This is a genomic window from Halomonas sp. A3H3, from assembly GCF_000982975.1.
GTDB classification, from domain to species: domain Bacteria; phylum Pseudomonadota; class Gammaproteobacteria; order Pseudomonadales; family Halomonadaceae; genus Vreelandella; species Vreelandella titanicae.
The window spans coordinates 90,319-108,789 of the sequence record NZ_HG423343.1; the positions used below are offsets into that span (position 1 = coordinate 90,319).

Annotated in this window: 14 protein-coding genes; 9 read left to right on the plus strand and 5 right to left on the minus strand. The window is 56.6% G+C overall.

The features are described from left to right. Position 1: 1 nt before the first annotated feature. From HALA3H3_RS00365 to htpX, 7 genes are all read left to right on the plus strand, one after another. Positions 2 to 511 (plus strand): TRAP transporter small permease subunit, encoded by a 510-nt coding sequence (locus HALA3H3_RS00365; RefSeq protein WP_009288055.1) that lies wholly within the window; start codon positions 2 to 4, stop codon positions 509 to 511. A 3-nt stretch (positions 512 to 514) separates the two neighbouring features. Further along, the gene (locus HALA3H3_RS00370) at positions 515 to 1,840 is read left to right on the plus strand and encodes a TRAP transporter large permease (RefSeq protein WP_022520406.1); all 1,326 of its coding nucleotides are present in this window, start codon (positions 515 to 517) and stop codon (positions 1,838 to 1,840) included. Between the two features lie 70 nt (positions 1,841 to 1,910). Beyond that, positions 1,911 to 3,497: a gamma-glutamyltransferase family protein gene (locus tag HALA3H3_RS00375; protein ID WP_022520407.1), complete on the plus strand. Its 1,587-nt coding sequence runs from the start codon at positions 1,911 to 1,913 to the stop codon at positions 3,495 to 3,497. A 137-nt stretch (positions 3,498 to 3,634) separates the two neighbouring features. Beyond that, a complete protein-coding gene (gene msrB / locus HALA3H3_RS00380; protein ID WP_022520408.1) occupies positions 3,635 to 4,033 on the plus strand; it encodes a peptide-methionine (R)-S-oxide reductase MsrB in 399 nt (132 codons plus the stop codon). 103 nt (positions 4,034 to 4,136) lie between these two features. Continuing rightward, complete coding sequence (ylqF, locus tag HALA3H3_RS00385) at positions 4,137 to 5,093, plus strand: ribosome biogenesis GTPase YlqF (RefSeq protein WP_022520409.1); 957 nt, start codon at positions 4,137 to 4,139, stop codon at positions 5,091 to 5,093. 105 nt (positions 5,094 to 5,198) lie between these two features. Then, positions 5,199 to 6,446, plus strand: a complete 1,248-nt coding sequence (locus HALA3H3_RS00390) for a pyridoxal phosphate-dependent aminotransferase (protein ID WP_022520410.1) — start codon at positions 5,199 to 5,201, stop codon at positions 6,444 to 6,446. Positions 6,447 to 6,541: 95 nt separating this feature from the next. After that, on the plus strand, positions 6,542 to 7,447 hold the full coding sequence (htpX, locus tag HALA3H3_RS00395) for a protease HtpX (protein WP_022520411.1): 906 nt from the start codon (positions 6,542 to 6,544) through the stop codon (positions 7,445 to 7,447). 70 nt (positions 7,448 to 7,517) lie between these two features. On the opposite strand, the gene pdxB is transcribed toward htpX, so the two are convergent. Continuing rightward, entirely contained in the window at positions 7,518 to 8,681 is a 1,164-nt protein-coding gene (gene pdxB / locus HALA3H3_RS00400; protein ID WP_022520412.1) for a 4-phosphoerythronate dehydrogenase PdxB, read from the minus strand. A gap of 98 nt (positions 8,682 to 8,779) precedes the next feature. Here pdxB and HALA3H3_RS00405 point away from each other — a divergent pair, with 98 nt between their 5' ends. Continuing rightward, positions 8,780 to 9,061, plus strand: a complete 282-nt coding sequence (locus HALA3H3_RS00405; RefSeq protein WP_022520413.1) for a hypothetical protein — start codon at positions 8,780 to 8,782, stop codon at positions 9,059 to 9,061. Between the two features lie 41 nt (positions 9,062 to 9,102). Here the strand turns inward: HALA3H3_RS00405 and HALA3H3_RS00410 are convergent, their stop codons facing one another. Both HALA3H3_RS00410 and rlmKL read right to left on the minus strand, forming a co-directional pair. Next, positions 9,103 to 9,438: a glutaredoxin family protein gene (locus HALA3H3_RS00410; RefSeq protein ID WP_022520414.1), complete on the minus strand. Its 336-nt coding sequence runs from the start codon at positions 9,436 to 9,438 to the stop codon at positions 9,103 to 9,105. 12 nt (positions 9,439 to 9,450) lie between these two features. Then, positions 9,451 to 11,688, minus strand: a complete 2,238-nt coding sequence (rlmKL, locus tag HALA3H3_RS00415) for a bifunctional 23S rRNA (guanine(2069)-N(7))-methyltransferase RlmK/23S rRNA (guanine(2445)-N(2))-methyltransferase RlmL (RefSeq protein WP_022520415.1) — start codon at positions 11,686 to 11,688, stop codon at positions 9,451 to 9,453. Between the two features lie 351 nt (positions 11,689 to 12,039). Between rlmKL and rmf the strand changes: the two genes are divergently transcribed. Further along, positions 12,040 to 12,249 carry a ribosome modulation factor gene (rmf, locus tag HALA3H3_RS00420; protein WP_007111057.1) on the plus strand — a complete coding sequence of 70 codons (210 nt, stop codon included), beginning with the start codon at positions 12,040 to 12,042 and terminating at the stop codon, positions 12,247 to 12,249. Positions 12,250 to 12,373: 124 nt separating this feature from the next. Here rmf and HALA3H3_RS00425 read toward each other — a convergent pair whose 3' ends face one another. Together HALA3H3_RS00425 and HALA3H3_RS00430 are read right to left on the minus strand one after the other, a co-directional pair. Continuing rightward, positions 12,374 to 13,390, minus strand: a complete 1,017-nt coding sequence (locus tag HALA3H3_RS00425) for a quinone-dependent dihydroorotate dehydrogenase (protein WP_022520416.1) — start codon at positions 13,388 to 13,390, stop codon at positions 12,374 to 12,376. Positions 13,391 to 13,496: 106 nt separating this feature from the next. Continuing rightward, positions 13,497 to 18,320: an NAD-glutamate dehydrogenase gene (locus tag HALA3H3_RS00430; protein ID WP_009288046.1), complete on the minus strand. Its 4,824-nt coding sequence runs from the start codon at positions 18,318 to 18,320 to the stop codon at positions 13,497 to 13,499. Positions 18,321 to 18,471: the final 151 nt, after the last annotated feature.

Below are 18,471 nucleotides of genomic sequence, written 5' to 3' on the forward strand. Positions count from 1 at the left end.
TATGCGCGCCGTGGCATTTTTTGTCCACGGAGTTGAGGCGGTGGTTCGGCTATTTGGCTGGATCGCCGCCTGGACCTGCGTGGTTTTAGTCGGACTCGTCGCTGGCGACGTATTGATGCGCTATGTGTTCAGCATTGGCGCGATATGGCTGCAGGAGCTGCAGTGGCACTTGATCTCACCTATTGCACTGTTTGGCATGTCGTATTTGCTATTGATGGGCGAGCAGGTGCGCGTCGATGTTTTCTACGAGCGCTTCCCTGTAGGCCTGCAACGGGTGATTGAAGTGATCGGCGGACTCTTGCTGCTGGTGATGGGGCTGTATATCGCCTGGCTGACGCTGCCCTGGATCGCCCAGTCGTTCGCCCGCGGCGAGGCGTCGCCCAACCCCGGCGGCCTGCCTCTGCGCTGGCTTCTCAAATCTCTGATCCCATTCGGTTTTCTCCTTCTCGCGCTGCAAGGGCTGGCCCACGCGCTGCGTCAGGCTTTCGCCCTACCCACACGAGGTGAATAACGCATGTCTCCCAATGAATGGCTCGCGATCGGCATGATCGTGGCTTTTTTTGTGTTCCTGCTGATAGGTATTCCGGTAGGCATCAGTATCGCGGCGACGGCCTTTTTCTTTGGCTACGTTGGCTTTGGGCCAATGCTGTTTAATCTGCTGCCATCACGTATTTACGGCGTAGTGACCAATTACACCTTTATGGCCATACCGCTATTTGTGTTTATGGGGGTGATGCTGGAGAAGTCGAAGCTGGCAGAGGAGTTGATCGATGTCATCGGCCACTTGTTCGGCGGCATTTCAGGCGGCATGGGCGTGGCGATCATCCTCGTGGGCGTGCTGTTAGGCGCCGCCACCGGCATCGTGGGCGCCACTATCGTTACCCTTGGCCTGCTCACGCTACCGACGCTGCTACGCCGCGGCTACCCTAAAACCCTGGCCACCGGAATGATCTGCGCATCCGGCACCTTGGGGCAGATTATTCCGCCCAGCCTGGTGCTGATTCTGCTCGCGGAAATTCTGGGCGAATCGGTCGGTACGATGTTCGCCGCCGCCATGGTGCCGGGACTGACTCTCGCGGCGGTGTATATTATTGCCATTCTGGTGATCGCCAAGCTCTACCCCAACTTAATGCCGCCTATTCCTGCCAAGGAGCGAGCAGAAATGGGCCGGGGTCAGCTGATACGCAAGGTGATTACCGTGGTGGGCCCGCCAGTGGGGTTGGTGTTTGCGGTATTAGGGTCGATTATTGGCGGCATTGCCGCGCCTACTGAAGCAGCCTCAATGGGTGCGCTAGGAGCATTGCTAATTGTGACCTGCTCGGGGCGGTTAACCTTTGCGCTACTCAAAGAAGTTGCCAAGGCCACGCTGGTGATCTCAGCTATGGTGTTCTTTATTTTGATCAGCGCCCAGGTATTTGGCCTGGCATTTCGCGGATTGGGCGGCGAGCACTTGGTGGCCCGTATGTTCGACTGGGTGCCCGGTGGCGAATTAGGCGCGATGCTGTTTATGCTGCTGCTGATGTTTGTACTGGGTTTCTTCCTGGAGTGGATTGAGATCAGCTATATTGCCCTACCGCTATTTTTACCTTTCTTTGTGCAGATGGGCGTCGATATGGTGTGGCTGGGCATTCTGGTGGGGCTAGTGCTACAAACATCGTTTCTTACCCCACCCTTTGGCTGGTCGCTGTTTTTCCTCAAGGGTGTAGCGCCTAAAGAAGTCTCGACGCTGGATATTTATAAAGGCGCCCTACCGTTTATCGGCTTACAGTTTGTCGCCGTCGCGCTGGTATTTATCTTTCCCAGCATTGCTACCTGGTTGCCCGAAGCAATTGGCTGGTAACGTCTTGCTCTAGCATTTATTTAACAACTATTTACTTAATAATTATTTACTTAAAAACAAGGATTCAAAGATGCTCCACACCCAACGTGGTTACGGCGGCAGCTGCGTCGCTCCTCATCACCTAGCTGCCAGTGCCGGGCGCGATGTGCTTAAACAGGGTGGTAACGCGGTGGAAGCCATGGTCGCAGCCGCCGCTGCCATTGCGGTGGTCTACCCGCATATGAACGCCCTGGGTGGCGATGGCTTCTGGCTCATTCATGAGCCGGGCAAAGCGCCCATTGCCATTGACGCCTGCGGCCCTGCGGCGGGGCTTGCCAGCGCAGACTTCTACGCCGGTGAAACGCAGATTCCCGAGCGCGGCCCCAAAGCCGCCCTCACCATGGCCGGTACCATTGGCGGCTGGCATGAAGCGCTGAACGTGGCGTCAGCATGGGGTAAGCAGTTGCCTCTCACCACGCTACTGGCTGACGCCATTCATCATGCTGAGGGGGGTATTGCGGTCTCCCAGAGCCAGGAAGCGCTTACCGCCAAACACCTTGAGCGTTTAACCCAAAGCCCAGGCTTTAGTGACACCCTGCTGCTTAACGGTCAAGTACCGCGTGAGGGTGAGCGGCTGCGCCAGCCGCGCTTGGCTGCGACACTTAAGCGCTTGGCGGAAGCGGGGTTAGATGACTTCTACCGCGGCGATCTGGCCGCCAGCATGGCGCAAGATTTAGAGGCAGTGGGCAGCCCACTGCGCCTGACAGACTTTCACGCCTATCGCGCCCAGCAAGTCACGCCACTGGAAGTAACGCTCCAGGATGCCACGCTATATAACCTGCCTGCACCGACCCAAGGCATGGCCTCGTTAATGATTTTAGGTATCTACGAGCGCCTAAAAGCCGCCGAGCCCAATGGTTTTGGCCACCTGCATGGCCTGATTGAAGCCACCAAACGCGCCTTTATCCTGCGCGACCAAAACATCACTGACCCCGGCCGTGCGCCAACACCGCTGCAAGATTTGCTCAGTGAAGAGAACATTGGCTTAGAAGCGGCTCAGATCGACCCGCAGCACGCCCTACCCTGGCCCCACGAACCAGCGCCAGGCGATACCATTTGGATGGGCACCGTGGATAGCGAAGGACGTTCGGTGAGCTTTATTCAGAGCATCTACTGGGAGTTTGGTAGTGGCGTGGTGCTGCCAGAAAGCGGCGTGCTATGGCAAAACCGCGGTATCAGCTTTTCGCTTAATCCCGACGACCTGCGCGGCTTAGCCCCTGGACGTAAACCTTTCCACACTCTTAACCCGGCGCTTGCCAAGTTTAACGATGGCCGCACTATGGTTTACGGCACCATGGGCGGTGAAGGCCAGCCGCAAACCCAGGCAGCGGTATTTTCGCGCTATGCGCTGCACGGCATGCCGCTACAGCAGGCGATCACGGCTCCCCGCTGGCTGCTGGGGCGCACCTGGGGCGAAACCAGCACTAACTTGAAACTCGAAGCGCGTTTTGACGACACCCTAGTCACCGCTCTGGCAACGGCAGGCCACGATGTGGAAGTGCTGCCCGAGGCGTTCAGTGACACCATGGGCCATGCAGGCGGTATTGTGTACCACCCGGATGGGTTGATAGAGAGCGCCCACGACCCGCGCAGTAACGGCGGCGCGGCTAGCGTATAGCGCTTACACTGGCACAGCGATGTATAATCGCCCATGCTGAAACTCATGATGATCAAGTGGTGTCACTAGGCTAGTGAGTCCAAACAACACTTGGCCTCAGCGATGTAAGCGCAATGCATAAGGGAGAGGAACAGAGCATGGCGAAAATAGAAAAATCCCCTGACGAGTGGCAACAGCAGCTAACCCCAGAGCAGTACCGCGTAGCACGTGAGAAAGGCACAGAACGCCCATTCACTGGCGATTATCAGGTGCGTGATGCGCAGGGTATTTACCACTGCGTCTGCTGTCATGCGCCACTGTTTGAGAATGAGCACAAATTCGATGCTGGCTGCGGTTGGCCAAGCTTTGATCGGCCACTGGGTAGCCGCTGCGTTGAGGAGCATACGGATACCACTCACGGCATGCAGCGCACGGAGGTAGTTTGTTCCCACTGCGATGCTCATCTGGGCCATGTGTTCCCCGACGGCCCACCGGAGACTACTGGGTTGCGCTACTGCATTAACTCAGTGTCGTTGGAATTTCACCCCGACGAGTAATCGCTGATAAATCCTCTCAAGGAAACCCAGCAAGGCGGGCGCCATCTGCTAGAATGGCAGCCCGCTTTTTTGTGCCGCTATTTTGTACTTGCAGGAGAAACCCATGCTCGGCTGGTTCCCCGGACATATGAACAAGGCCCGCCGCCAGATTAAGGAGGTGCTGCCTGAAATTGACGTAGTCATCGAGGTACTCGATGCGCGTCTGCCCTACTCCAGCGCCAACCCAATGCTGGCCGAGCTAACCCGCCATAAGCCGGTGCTGAAAATTCTCTCCCGAGCAGATCTCGCTGACCCGGAGCGAACGGCCGAATGGGTGGCTTATTTCGATGCCCAAGAGAATATGCGTGCCTTGGCAGTCACGACGACCAACACCCGCGAGCTAAAGAAAATTCCCAAGCTGTGCCATGAGCTGGCCGGTGCCGTTCGTGCTGACCGGGATGTGCGCGTGATGGTGATGGGTATTCCCAACGTGGGAAAATCCACGCTGATTAACGGCCTGGCCGGGCGAAAAATCGCTAAAACCGGCAACGAGCCAGCAGTCACCAAGCGCCAGCAAAAGGTGCGTATCGATGGGCGTGTGGCACTCACCGACACCCCGGGAGTGCTGTGGCCGAAGATTGAGGACCAGGCCAGCGCCTATCGGCTTGCCGCCACCGGCGCCATTCGCGATACCGCTATCGAGTACGCCGATGTAGCCATTGTTACCAGCGCAGAGCTGGCCAAACGCTACCCCGAAGCGCTCACCGAGCGTTATAAGCTCAAAGAGCTGCCCTCTTACACCGCGCCGGATATCCCCCATGACATTGATGCGGATGGCCCGAAAAAGCCCGACTTTCTCGCTATTGCTGGCTTCGACGGTAACGCCATCTTAAAAGATATCGCTGCCCGCCGAGGCGGCCTGCGTCCCGGCGGCGCCGTTGATCTGCACCGCGGCGCGGAAGTGCTGCTTCACGAACTGCGTGATGGCAAGCTGGGCAGGCTAACGCTTGAAACCCCGGCAGACATTCCTCCGCCGCCCGTGCAAAACGACGAAGACAATCAAGCACTTTCCGACGCATAATGGCCTAATAGCTCTATAGCCGACGATGGCTTGTGGACGCTGTTTTTAGTCACTCATGCTTTTTGGACACTTTTGGGCCTCTAGCTACTTTTGGACAGACACCTCATGGATACCCCGCAGTCGCACGAATCACAACCGTTAAAGAAATCTCATAAGCTGCACAATGTCTGCTACGACATTCGCGGCCCGGTACTCGACCACGCCAAGCGCTTGGAAGAGGAAGGTCAACGAATTCTCAAACTAAACATTGGCAACCCTGCGCCCTTTGGTTTTGAGGCGCCGGAAGAGATTCTCCAGGATGTGATGCGCAACCTGCCCACGGCCCAGGGCTACTGCGACTCCAAAGGCCTCTACTCTGCCCGTAAAGCGATTATGCAGGAGTGCCAGCGCAAACAGATTCCCGGCGTAGGTATCGAAGATATCTTCATCGGCAACGGCGTCTCTGAGCTGATCGTGATGACCATGCAGGCACTGCTCAACGACGGCGATGAAGTACTCATTCCCGCGCCGGACTACCCGCTCTGGACCGCCGCCGCCCACCTTTCCGGTGGTCACGCGGTGCACTACCTATGCGACGAGCAGGCGGACTGGACGCCTGACACAGCGGATATTCGCGCCAAGATCACCAGCCACACACGTGCCATTGTGCTGATCAACCCCAACAACCCCACCGGCGCGGTGTATCCACCCGCCGTGGTGAAAGAGGTATTGGCGATCGCCAAACAGCACAACCTGGTGGTGTTCTCAGACGAAATCTACGACAAGATCCTTTATGACGGCGTCGAACATACTGCCACGGGCGCACTAGCGGACGATGACCAACTGGTCATCACCATGAACGGTCTCTCCAAAAGCTATCGCTGTGCAGGCTTTCGCTCGGGCTGGATGACTATCTCCGGCACCTTGGCCAAGCTAAACGCTCAGGACTATATCCAGGGGCTGAATATGCTGGCCTCTATGCGACTGTGTGCCAACGTACCCGCCCAGCACGCGATTCAAACCGCGCTGGGGGGCTACCAGTCGATCAATGATTTAATCCTGCCCGGCGGGCGGCTGTTGGCCCAGCGAGACATCACGGTGGAGAAACTGAACGCAATCCCCGGCGTCTCCTGCGTAAAACCTAAAGGCGCGCTGTACGCCTTTCCACGGCTCGACCCCAAGGTCTTCAATATCAAAGACGACCAGCAGATGGTGCTGGATCTGCTGCTACAGGAAAAAATCTTACTGGTACAAGGCACGGCCTTTAACTGGCCAGAGCCGGATCATGTGCGCATCGTCACGCTGCCCTGGGCCGACCAATTAGGCGATGCACTCGACCGTTTTGCCAACTTCTTGTCACGCTATCGGCAGTAGCTTTTATAGCCATGACTTGAAACTGCCATGAACAGCACGTATCTAAGCCATTAATCTAGTAATGCTTCGATGAACTTTAGGGGAGAACCTGCACCATGATGCGAATTCTGCTGTTTTTAGGCACCAATATAGCGGTCTTGCTGGTCGCCAGCATTACCCTGCGCCTGCTAGGCGTAGAGGGTTACCTGCGCGGCCAGGGCATCAACTTCACCAGCCTGCTGATTTTCTGCTTTATTTTCGGTATGGCGGGCTCCATTATCTCGCTGTTTATCTCCAAATGGATGGCTAAACGCAGCACCGGCACGGTGATTATCGAAACGCCCTCCAACTCTACCGAACAGTGGCTGTTGGACACAGTGGCTGAGCTCTCCCGCGAGGCGGGTATCAAAACCCCGGAAGTGGGTATTTTCCCGGCTCAGCAGTCAAACGCCTTTGCCACGGGTTGGAACAAAGACGATGCGCTGGTAGCCGTCTCGGCAGGCTTAATGAATCGCATGCGTCCAGAAGAGGTGCGTGCAGTACTGGCTCACGAAATTGGTCACGTCGCTAACGGCGATATGGTAACGCTGGCGCTGATTCAGGGCGTGGTGAACACCTTTGTGATGTTCTTTGCCCGGGTCGTGGCGCATCTAGTCGATAACTTCCTGCGCAGCCGCAGCGATGGCGAAGGCGGCCTGGGCTTTATGGGCTACTTTGCGGTGGTCATGGTCGCTGAAATTGTGTTTGGTATTCTGGCCTCGGCTATCGTCGCCTGGTTCTCGCGCTACCGCGAATACCGCGCCGACGAAGCCGGTGCGCGCTTAGCGGGCACCAACGCGATGGTCAGCGCCCTGGCACGCTTGAAAACCGAAACCGAACTGCCCGACCAAATGCCGGATACGCTGCGCGCCATGGCGATCACCAAAGGCCAAACACGCTCGCTGGTGGAAAAGCTATTTGCCAGCCACCCGCCGCTGGATGAGCGCATCCGGGCGTTAAAAGAAGCCGCTTATCGTCAGTAAGTTTTCTCTGCTGTTTATACATTTAAGGCCCGCATCTGCGGGCCTTACTGTTTTTCACTACTTTTTTTCACTACTTAGCTAGTGTTACTACAAACCCTGCCCCACGCAGCATGCCCTCTAGCGCTACCGCCTCCCCTGATAACTGCACATTGAGCGTGGCGAATTCACGCCGCAGCGGGTAGTTGGCGCGGCAGTCATCAAAGCCTTTACGCATTCCATAATTCAGCGTTTGGCGCTGGAGAGCATCGTGGTCACGACGCACGTCATATACCGCTCTCATACAGAGCCGCAGGGCGTCTTCCGGGGGAAGTGCGTGCTGCAGATGCAGGGACGCCAGCGCAGGCGGCGGGCAAATATCAGCAAACGTGAGATCGCTTGACTGGCCGCAGTAGCGGGCTAGCGCCTGCTCAATCATCCAGGTACCGCGCAGCTTGCCATCTAGGCTATGCCCGGCAATATGCGGCGTTGCCAGAGAGACCAAATCACGCAAGCCAGCGTCAATATCGGGCTCTTCCTCCCACACATCCAGTATGGCACTGATATCGCCCTTGCCCGCAAGACGACTACGCAGCGCTAAACCATCCACACAGTCCCCACGCCCCGCATTCAGCACTACGCTACCTGGCGCCAGCTCATCGATACGCTGGGCGTTGAGTAGCTGATAAGTCGCGTGCGGGCCTTCACGGGTTAGTGGTGTATGCAGGCAGAGCACGTCACAGCGCTCGATCAGGGCGCCCAAGGAGTGAAAGCCTTGCTCAGGCTCCTCTTCTGCCCTCTCTACAGCTGCCTTGGGCGGGTCACAGGCCAGTGTTGCCACGCCCATGGCGGTTAGCCGCGCCTGCAGCCGGCTGCCGACATTGCCCGCCCCCACAATACCCACGGTACGCTCGCTAAGTACCCAGCCATCGCGTTCCGCCAGCGTTAGCAGGCCGCTTAGTACGTAATCAACCACCGCTTCAGCGTTGCAGCCTGGCGCACTGGCGAAGGCAATATCGCGCTGAGCGAGCGCTGCCTGATCGATATGATCGGTGCCGATGGTGCAAGTACCAACAAAGCGCACGGGGCTATCGGCAAGCAACTGATCGTTGACCTGGGTAATGGAGCGCACGATGAGCGCATCGGCGTCCTGAAGGTGGGCGGCGTTTATCTCCCGCCCTGGCACGCGGATGAGCTTACCGAAATGGCCGAAACAGCGTTCGGCAGCGGGGATATTGGCGTCGACGACAAGTTTCATAGGCGTTTGGGTATCCGGGCTTTACAATACGCCCGCGACGGCTGGATGGGCAGGCGTGTTTAAAGGCTATCTTTTAAAGGCTAAGTAAGGAGAGTGTTGTGATCGTACGCTGGGAAACCAACCATGACTATGTGTTGGTTCATATTCACCAGGATATGTTTGGTGACTGGATTTTCAGCCGCGCCTGGGGCCAAATCGGCACTCAGTTTGGCGGTCTGAAACATCAGCTAGCCGATACGCTGGATCAAGCCCATATGTGGCTGGAGGACGAGACCACTATCCAGTCCTCACGAGGCTTTCGCAAGGTGCTGGAAGTGGCCGACCATACCCCCGAAGGCCAAGAAGCCATGCGTCAACTATCGCTACTGGACGTGATGTAAACCACTCGAACCCAGCCATGCACTTGTTAACCACGCACTTGTTAACCTAAGAAACGCCGCCCATGACGCTTATGGGCGCCTTTCGGCGGCGTAGTGTCTGGCGGTACTGTGAACCCCGCCAGCGCGTCTTCATCCAGCCAGCCGCGCTCGCGCAACCATGCACTTAATCGCTCCAGCTCAAAGCCACGATCCAGCTCATTGCCGTCACCATCCACCAGCACCGGTATCCGCAGGCCGTAGCGCTCAACCAGGGCGTCGTCGTCGCTAATCTCGATGTGGTGCAGCCACACCTTTTGATTCGCTAGTGCCGCCACCAAAGCCTCTAACTGGCTGCATAGGTGGCAGCCCATCGTTGTGTAAAGCGATAGCTGAATCATGCAAAAGCTCTCTTATGACGCCTTATGACGAAGTAAAAACACGTGGTGCAGGTTGGTGCGCCGCTGGAAATCGGGGTCGAAGCTACGCCCGGTGATATCCTCAACAGCGTAATGCTCGCTAAGCGCTTCATCGAGTTTAAAGCGCCGCTGGTTATTAGAAAACACCAAGGTTCCACCGGGTGCCAAGCGCGCCATGGCGAGCTCCACAAGCCGCGGATGATCACGCTGCACGTCGAGGGTATCACGCATTTTCTTCGAGTTAGAGAACGTCGGCGGATCCATAAAGATCAGGTCAAACTCAGCATTGGCGGTTTCCAGCCAGCGGAAACAGTCGTCGCGCACCACTCGGTGCAGTCGTGTATCGAGCTTATTCAGCGCAAAGTTGTCCTTGGCCCACTCCAGGTAGGTGTTGGACATATCCACGCTCACACTGTCGCTGGCGCCGCCTAAGGCGGCCTGCACCGTTGCTGTGGCGGTGTAACAGAACAGGTTTAAAAAGCGCTTGCCGCTGGCCATTTCGCCCAGCATCCGACGTACCGGGCGGTGGTCAAGGAATAACCCGGTATCCAGGTAGTCGCGCAGATTGATCCAGAGCCGTGCCTTGCCCTCTTGCACCTCAAAACGCTCGCCACTAGCGGCACGCTTCTGATACTGGGCGCTGCCGGTTTGGCGCTCGCGGCGCTTGATATAGATTTTACTGGCGTCAACGTTAAGCGCCTCGGGCATGACTTCCAAGGCATCGTACAAACGCTTCTGCGCTTGAGCCGGATTGATCGAACTGGGCGCCGCGTACTCTTGCACGTGCACGCGGTCACCGTAGCGATCTACCGCTAGTGCATACTCGGGCATATCGGCATCATACACACGATAGCTGGTCTCACCACTCTGCTTCAGCCATTTCTTCAAGCGCTTCTGATTTTTGATCAGCCGATTGGCAAACATCTGGGCATTGTCTTGGTTTTTGTGAACAGCTTGCTCTTCGCTAGCCTCTTCACTAGGCGTCGCTACTGCACTGTTCTCGTTCTGAACGGGCTTTGTATCGCTCGCGGCAGGCGGATGCTCGGCGCCACCAATCTCCATAAGCAACAGCTTGGCCTCCAGGGCACCGTTTTTGAGTGCGTACTGTTTGTGCGCACGCATACCCAGCCGGTGGCCTAAATCCGGGTTGCCAGTAAACACCGCCAGGGTCCAGCCGGGAAACAGCGCTTTGGCTTTATCACCTAGCTGGGCGTAGAGACGCACCAGTTCGGGCAGCTCGCCCAGCCGCTCGCCGTAAGGGGGATTGGTGATCAGCAGGCCGCTCTCAGCAGTCAGTGTTTCGGGACGCGTCAACTGGGCAAGGCTCTGCCCATGCAGGGTAATCAAGGCTGGGATGCCTGCCCGCATAGCATTGGACTTCGCCGCCGTAAGCGCCGCGGGACTCTGGTCGAAACCTAATAGCTGGGCTTTGCAGCGCTTGCGACCAATCGACGCGCGCGCTTCGGCTTCACGCTTCTGTTCCCGCCACGCTTCGTCATCGTGCCCTGCCCAGCCGTGAAAGCCGAACCGCTCGCGGTTCAGGTTAGGTGCTTGATCAGCGGCCATCATGGCGGCTTCGATCAGTAACGTGCCTGCACCACAAAGCGGATCAATCAGCGGTTCACCGGCTTTGAGGCGCTCAGGCCAGCCTGCGCGCACCAGCAGCGCGGCGGCCAGATTCTCTTTTAGCGGCGCATGGCCTACATCCCGGCGATAACCGCGACGGTGCAGGCTTTCACCAGAGAGATCCAACCCAATAGTCAGGTTCATCCGGTGGAGGTGGGCGTATATGCGCAAATGTGGGGTTTTAGTATCAACGTTGGGACGTTCCTGCCCTGCCAGTTGAAGGGCATCAACTACGCCGTCCTTAACGGTCTGGGCACCAAAACGGGTGTGGCGAATATGTTCGCTGCGGCCGTGGAAATCGACCGCCAAGGTGTTACCCGGCGCCAGGTGCTGCATCCAGGCAATACGGGCAACCACATCGCGCACTTGCTCAGCGGTATCGATCATCGATTCGCGTACCAGGGTCAAAATGACCCGGTTAGCTAACCGCGACCACAGGCAGACACGATAAGCGATCGCTTGGCTGGCAGTGAAATAGACGCCCGCCACAGTGGTTTTACCCGGCGTGGCGCCCAATGCCACTAGTTCATCGTGAAGCAAGCCTTCAATGCCTTTCGGGCAAGTGGCTAGCAGACTCAAGGGGGCGTTTTGATTCAACTCGGTCATGATAATAACGGCGCGTAAAGGCGCAATATTCCTGTATATAACAAATGAGTTTACGTTTTATGACAAATTGGTAGTCGACAGATGACCCCATCATGGTCTAACAATAAGAGAGTAGCTACTGAAAAACGCATGCGTTTCTTGTCAGGGTCGGTTCAAGACCAGACCTATGGCGTATAAGTGTTCTTTGTAAGAGATTGCCGCTCGGCTCGTTCCGCCCGTGAGTGCCAAACAACAGGGCTGAAGCGGCGTCTCGCTCTTGAAGCAAGCTCTCGGAATAGTGGTTGTTGTTGATAACATAAGTCGATAACACCCTATTTCTTATCAAAGGCTTTCGTGAAAAGAGGTTAGCCAATGAAACGGCAAAAACGTGATCGCTTCCAGCGGGCTTATGTCCACGGCTACAAAGCGGGTGTATCGGGTCGTTCTCGTGACGACTGCCCCAGTCAAGATATCAATTTACGCGAATACTGGATGAGCGGTTGGCGTGAAGGTCGCGGCGACCAGTGGGATGGGATGACCGGCATCTCGGGCATCCACAAAAATCCCTTAGTCATGGCCTAACGTTTTATTTTTCAAGGTTTTAAAAGAAAAATTTTAAGCGAGAGGTTTTCAATGAGCCCACTTTTTCAAGTGGGCTTTTTAGTGCCCCTTTATGCCCACACTGCTTCGCTAATCATCTTCGCGCTCAACCTTTAGCTTTCAGTGCCCTCGCGCATTCACCGACCAGTTTAGGACCTTGATAGATCAACCCCGAGTAGAGTTGCACTAAATCAGCTCCCGCCGCGATTTTGGCCTGAGCAGCAGCAGCACTATCGATCCCACCAACACCTATGATAGGTAACGATGGTAGATGCTCACGCAGTTGGCGAATGACGCGATTGGATGCCTCGAAGACCGGTTTCCCAGAGAGCCCTCCAGCCTCCTCCGCTTGTGAGTCACCCTCTACACCCGCGCGGGAAACCGTTGTATTGGTGGCAATCACGCCATCAAGTGCATTGCGCTGAATACTTTCTGCCATCAAGGCTACTTCTTCAGCGCTCATATCCGGGGCTATCTTAATCAGCAATGGTACGTTGCGGCCCGTTTGGTCATTGAGCTCTGAGGCTCGTGCTCGAATCGGCCCCAACAGCGCATCCAGCTGTTCGCCGAACTGTAGGCTGCGCAGCCCAGGGGTATTCGGTGAAGAGACGTTAACGGCAATGTAATCCGCATAAGAGTGCACCGCGTCTAAGCATACCAAGTAGTCATCCAGCGCGTGTTCTACTGACGTCGTCAGGTTTTTACCAATATTAATGCCCACAATGCCGCCGTAGTGGCGCTGTTTGACCTGCTGGATCAGGTGCTCAACCCCTTTGTTGTTAAAGCCAAAGCGGTTGATGATCGCCTCATGCTGCGCTAAGCGAAATAGCCGAGGCTTAGGATTGCCTGGCTGCGGCTTAGGCGTGACGGTACCCACTTCGACAAACCCAAACCCCAACGCGCCAAGGGCATCCAGGTGGTCGGCGTTCTTGTCCAACCCAGCGGCAAGACCCACCCGATTGGCAAATCGCAGCCCCATCAGCTCGATAGGATCATTCACCTGCTGACCAAACAGGCGTGCTACCCCACCCACCCGATGCAGTGCATCCAGAGCGCTCAAGGCCATCCCGTGAGAGGTCTCTGGGTCAACGCGAAAAAACAGCGAGCGAGCGAGGTTGTACATAGCGGATCTCTTGAAGCGGAGGCTGAAAACGGGCATCAGTATAACGCAATAAAGCGCGCCCTGGTGGAGAACCAGGGCGCGCTTTTTTAAGTGGATTAGGGTACGTCTACGCTTCGCTATCGCTCTCGGCAAGATCTACCAGCTCGCGTACCGCCACGGCGAAGAGCGCAAAGCCTCCTTCACTGCCACCGCGCACCTCTTCAATAAGGCGGCACCAGCGGCGATGCAGATCGGCGTGCTGATCCAACCACTGCGCAACCCGCTCTTGGGTATCGCGGCTGCCGGCGTCGAGCTTCAACACGCTGGTGGTCAGTGCCAGCTGCTGACGCTCAATGTCGTCGCGGAAAGTCTCACGAGCCTGAGCCTGCCAGGCGTCGCGCACTTCCAGCTGGGTTACCTGCTGAATCATCCACGGTAGCTCCAGGCGGCTGCCAATTTCGTACAGCACTTCCGCCACCCGCTGGGGTTTTTCATTGGTCAGGCGCGCCGCCTGGATAATACCCAGCCCCGCATAAAGGCTTGATGACGCCGCCACGCTGGATGCCAGTGCATCTGGCACACCCGCCTCCAACAACTCGTCACGACGCGAGTTCCAGGCGCCAAGCTCTTCACCACTGAGTAGCTCACCAATACCTTCCTGCAACTGCGCCAAGCGAGGAGCGAAGTACTCAATGGTATCTTGTGTCGAAAGCCCTAAGTGCTGACGCACAAACCAGCGCGTGGCACGGCGGATCAAGCGCATCAGGTCAAGCATCATCGAGTACTGAATGCGGTTGGGCACCTGATTATCGAGGGCTTCAATTTGCGCCCATAGACTGGGCAAGTTAAAGCTATCACGGGCCACGATGTAGGCTCGCGCAATATCGGCACGTCCCGCTCCAGTGGAGTCCATCAGGCGGCGTACAAAGACGACCCCCATATGATCGACCAAGTCGTTGGCGACCTGTGTCGCAACGATTTCACGCTTCAGACGGTGCTCGTACATTTCGTCTTTAAAGCGCTCGACCAGCACTGATGGGAACAGCCGCTCCAGGTGGCGGTGAATATATTGATCGTCCGGTACGTCAGAGGTGATCAAGTCGCCTTTCAGGGTGCTCTTGGCGTAGGAGATCAGTACCGACAGCTCCGGCAGGCGCATCCCTTGATTGTTGCTGGCCCGCTCTTTGAGCACATCATCGGTAGGCAGGAATTCCAGCTCGCGGTCAATCTGTCCGGCGGCCTCCAGCTCGCTGATAAAACGGCGGTAAGGGCCCATTGACTGGTCGGAAAGGGTAGCCGATAGATCCAGCGCCTGACTTTGGCGGTAATTATCCAGGATCACCAGATCCGCCACCTCATTGGTCATTTCCGCCAACAGCTGATTGCGCTGTTTCTCGGTCATGTCGCCGCGCTTGACCACTTCATCGATCAAAATCTTGATATTGACCTCGTGGTCGGAGCAGTTCACCCCACCGGCGTTGTCAATAAAGTCAGTGTAAACGCGCACGCCTTTGGCGGCGGCTTCCATTCGTCCGCGCTGGGTCAAGCCGAGATTACCGCCCTCGCCGACCACACGGCAATTCAGGTCATTGCCGTTGATGCGCAGGGTGTCGTTGGCTTTGTCGCCCACATCGGCATCGGTTTCGTCAGAACCCTTCACGTAGGTACCGATACCGCCGTTCCAGATCAAGTCCACCTTGGATTTGAGCATGGCGCGGATCAGTTCATTAGGCGACAGGCGCTCTTCCTTGATACCAAATACCTGCTGCATCTCCGGCGTGATGCTAATCGACTTGGCGCTACGGCTAAAGATGCCGCCCCCAGCGGAGATCAGCTCCTGGCTGTAGTCTTCCCAGCTGGAGCGTGGCAGAGCGAACAATCGCTTGCGCTCGGCAAAGGACGCCTCGGCGTCCGGGTTGGGGTCTACAAAGATATGCAGGTGGTTGAAGGCACCCACCAGTTGGATCTTGTCGGAAAGCAGCATGCCGTTGCCAAAGACATCTCCGGCCATATCGCCGATTCCCACCACGCTAAACAGGTCGCGCTGGGTGTCGAGATCCAGATTTTTGAAGTGGCGCTTAACTGATTCCCAGGCACCGCGAGCGGTGATGCCCATTTTCTTGTGGTCGTAGCCGTTAGCACCGCCAGAGGCAAAGGCATCACCCAGCCAGTGGCCATACTCAATGGAAATTTCGTTGGCGATATCTGAGAAGGTAGCGGTGCCTTTGTCGGCAGCTACCACGAGATAAGCGTCGTTCTCATCGTGGCGGACAACATTTTCCGGCGGCACAACATCGCCGCCCACCAGGTTATCAGTGACATCCAGCAGCGCACGGATAAAGATTTGGTAACAGGCAATGCCCTCTTTCTGGGCGACATCGCGACTGGCATTTTCCGGCATGCGTTTACAGACAAAACCGCCTTTAGCACCAACCGGTACGATAACGGCGTTCTTAACCTGCTGCGCTTTCACCAGCCCCAACACTTCGGTACGGTAATCTTCAAAGCGATCCGACCAGCGCAGGCCACCGCGGGCCACTTTGCCGCCACGCAGGTGAACACCTTCCACCCGCGGCGAGCAGACAAAAATTTCAAACATTGGTCGCGGCTTGGGCATGCCGGTAACCTTGGAAGGCTCCAACTTATAGGCGATGTAATCTTTAAAGCGCCCACCCTCAGCCAGTTGGTAGTAGTTGGTGCGTAGGGTGGCGAGGATCAGCTCCATAAAGCGGCGCAGTAGCTGGTCATCGTTAAGGCTGGCAACTCCTTCCAAGCGCTCATTTAAGCTCGCGATGCACTCGTCGGTGGCGTGGCTCTGCTGCTCAGGATCAAAACGCAGGCGGAATAATTCAACCAACTCACGGGTAATGGCAGGATAGTTGGCCAGCGTAGCAGCGATGTAATCCTGGGACATGCCGAAGCGGATCTGTTTGAGGTAGCGGGCGTAGCCGCGCAGCATGGCCACTTCGCGCCAATCCAGCCCAGCGCCGATAATCAGGCGGTTAAACGCATCGTTATCGGCCTCGCCGGTCCAGATGCGCTTGAAGGCTTCCGTGAATACATCACGCATATCGCCCAGGCTGACATCCGCACCGCTGTGCTCAAGCTCAAAATCGTGAATCCAGTAGCGCTGTTCAGGGGCGTTAATATCGTAGGGGCGTTCACCAATTACGCGCAGGCCAAGGTTTTCCATCATCGGCAGCACGTCAGAGAGCGGAATCTGCGATTCACGGTGGAACAGTTTCAGGTTAACGCCACCACCCTGCTCTTCTAGTGGCCGATAGAGCGACAGCGAGAGGTCGTTCTCGCTATCCAGTGTCAGCAGGTGCTGAACATCAAACACCGCGGTGCGCGCAGAGAAGTCTTCACGGTAGCTGGCCGAGAACGCCTCGCGGAACCGATCCATCAGGTTGTTGGCGCGCTCTTCACCGAAGCCTTCGATCATGGCGTTCTGCAGCTCGTCACGCCAGCTGCGCGCCAGCCGTGACACTTTGCTTTCCAAACGCTTGAGGTCATAGTCGCTGGGCGCGTCGCCATTAAAGCGTAAAATCAATTGAATACGCGCCAGCACCGACTCAGATAAATAGGTATTGAAGTCGCCAAAGTGGGCGTCTAACTCGTCGCACAACACGTTTTGAATCCGCTGACGCAGATCCGTGGAGAACACGTCCCGGGGGACAAACACCAGGCAAGAGTAGAACTTGCCGCTGATATCGGCGCGGATAAACAGCCGCACCTGGCGGCGCTCGCGAATATTGAGGATGCCCAGCGCAGTGCTGGCCAGTGACTCGGTATCGATCTGAAAAAGATCATCCCGGGGGTAAACTTCCAGCACCTGGAGCAATTGCTTGCCGTTGTGACCCTGGGGATTGAATCCGGCAATATCCATCACCGCTTTTAGCTTACGGCGCAGCAGCGGGATATTGCGTGGCGATTCGTTATACACCGTAGAGGTAAACAAACCAAAGAAGCGCCGCTCACCAATTACATTGCCGTCGTCGTCGTAGCGATCAACGGTAATGTAGTCAGGGTAGGTAGGACGGTGCACCCGAGAGTGATGGGCGCTTTTGGCAAACGATAGTAGCTGCGGCACCAGCACATAATCATTGTGCTCATCCACCCCCTCTTCGGTGCGAATACGCTCGCAGTAGCGCGGCTGATCCAGGCGGAAGACGCCCAGCACGCTATCTGCGTCGCGCTTTAACTCGCTGCCTTCCAGCAGGTACTCGTCGTAGCCCAGGAAAGTAAAGTTATCTTTGAGCATCCACTCTAAAAAGGCAATCGCCTCTTCGTGGTCGTCAGGATCGATCTGCGGCGGGCAGTTTTTCTCGAGTTCTTGAATCGAGGCGGTGATTTGCGAACACATGGCGTCGAAATCGCCCACAGCGGTACGTACATCGCGAAGCACGTCATTTAGGTTGCTTTCGATTTTCTCAAGCAACGCTACGTCGGTGTGCCGGTCTACTTCGATGACAATTAGCGACTCGCGCGCTTCTGGCGCGTTTTCTGCCCTGGGCGAGGCCAGCGCCTGCAACTGATGGCGCTCATCACGGGCGACCGCCAGCACGGCGTTTTGAATGGCGTGCACCGTCAAGCCGCGGCGGTTGAGCTCGATACGTACCGAGTCGACCAAAAACGGCATATCTTCATGGAGAACGGCGACAAAAGTATGCGTCGACTGCCATCCGTGCTCTTCAAAATCAGGGTTAAATACTCTTACCTTGGGACTTTGCGGGTCGTGATGCTGCAAAAACTGCCAGACCGACAGCGTTGCGCCATACAGATCGTCCAGGCGACGATCCACTAGGTCTTCCACCGGCACGGTGGCATAAAAGTGCCGAGCAAAAGCGTCCACAGTGGCGGCGCGAGCGGGGTCTAACCGCGCGTATAGCCGCTCCTGGAGCTGCTTCAAAAGATCTTGCCGACTCTCTTCAATCGCAACGTAGTGCATCCATCACCTCGACTGCCTAGGCCATTAAACGGCCAAAAAACGAAGGACAATAGGCCTTTAGGCCAACATAACGGCTAGCTTACGCTACCTATCGTCGCGTCCCTAATCACTTGACGTGTTGTTCATGGCACATACCGTTTACGCATTAGGT

Bases quoted from the DNA above. Each gene is read 5' to 3' on its own strand.
- rmf (WP_007111057.1), top strand. From the start codon at position 12,040: ATGAAACGGCAAAAACGTGATCGCTTCCAGCGGGCTTATGTCCACGGC.
- htpX (WP_022520411.1), top strand. From the start codon at position 6,542: ATGATGCGAATTCTGCTGTTTTTAGGCACCAATATAGCGGTCTTGCTG.
- HALA3H3_RS00430 (WP_009288046.1), bottom strand. From the start codon at position 18,320: ATGCACTACGTTGCGATTGAAGAGAGTCGGCAAGATCTTTTGAAGCAG.
- HALA3H3_RS00370 (WP_022520406.1), top strand. From the start codon at position 515: ATGTCTCCCAATGAATGGCTCGCGATCGGCATGATCGTGGCTTTTTTT.
- HALA3H3_RS00365 (WP_009288055.1), top strand. From the start codon at position 2: ATGCGCGCCGTGGCATTTTTTGTCCACGGAGTTGAGGCGGTGGTTCGG.
- HALA3H3_RS00410 (WP_022520414.1), bottom strand. From the start codon at position 9,438: ATGATTCAGCTATCGCTTTACACAACGATGGGCTGCCACCTATGCAGC.
- HALA3H3_RS00425 (WP_022520416.1), bottom strand. From the start codon at position 13,390: ATGTACAACCTCGCTCGCTCGCTGTTTTTTCGCGTTGACCCAGAGACC.
- HALA3H3_RS00390 (WP_022520410.1), top strand. From the start codon at position 5,199: ATGGATACCCCGCAGTCGCACGAATCACAACCGTTAAAGAAATCTCAT.
- HALA3H3_RS00375 (WP_022520407.1), top strand. From the start codon at position 1,911: ATGCTCCACACCCAACGTGGTTACGGCGGCAGCTGCGTCGCTCCTCAT.
- ylqF (WP_022520409.1), top strand. From the start codon at position 4,137: ATGCTCGGCTGGTTCCCCGGACATATGAACAAGGCCCGCCGCCAGATT.
- msrB (WP_022520408.1), top strand. From the start codon at position 3,635: ATGGCGAAAATAGAAAAATCCCCTGACGAGTGGCAACAGCAGCTAACC.
- rlmKL (WP_022520415.1), bottom strand. From the start codon at position 11,688: ATGACCGAGTTGAATCAAAACGCCCCCTTGAGTCTGCTAGCCACTTGC.
- pdxB (WP_022520412.1), bottom strand. From the start codon at position 8,681: ATGAAACTTGTCGTCGACGCCAATATCCCCGCTGCCGAACGCTGTTTC.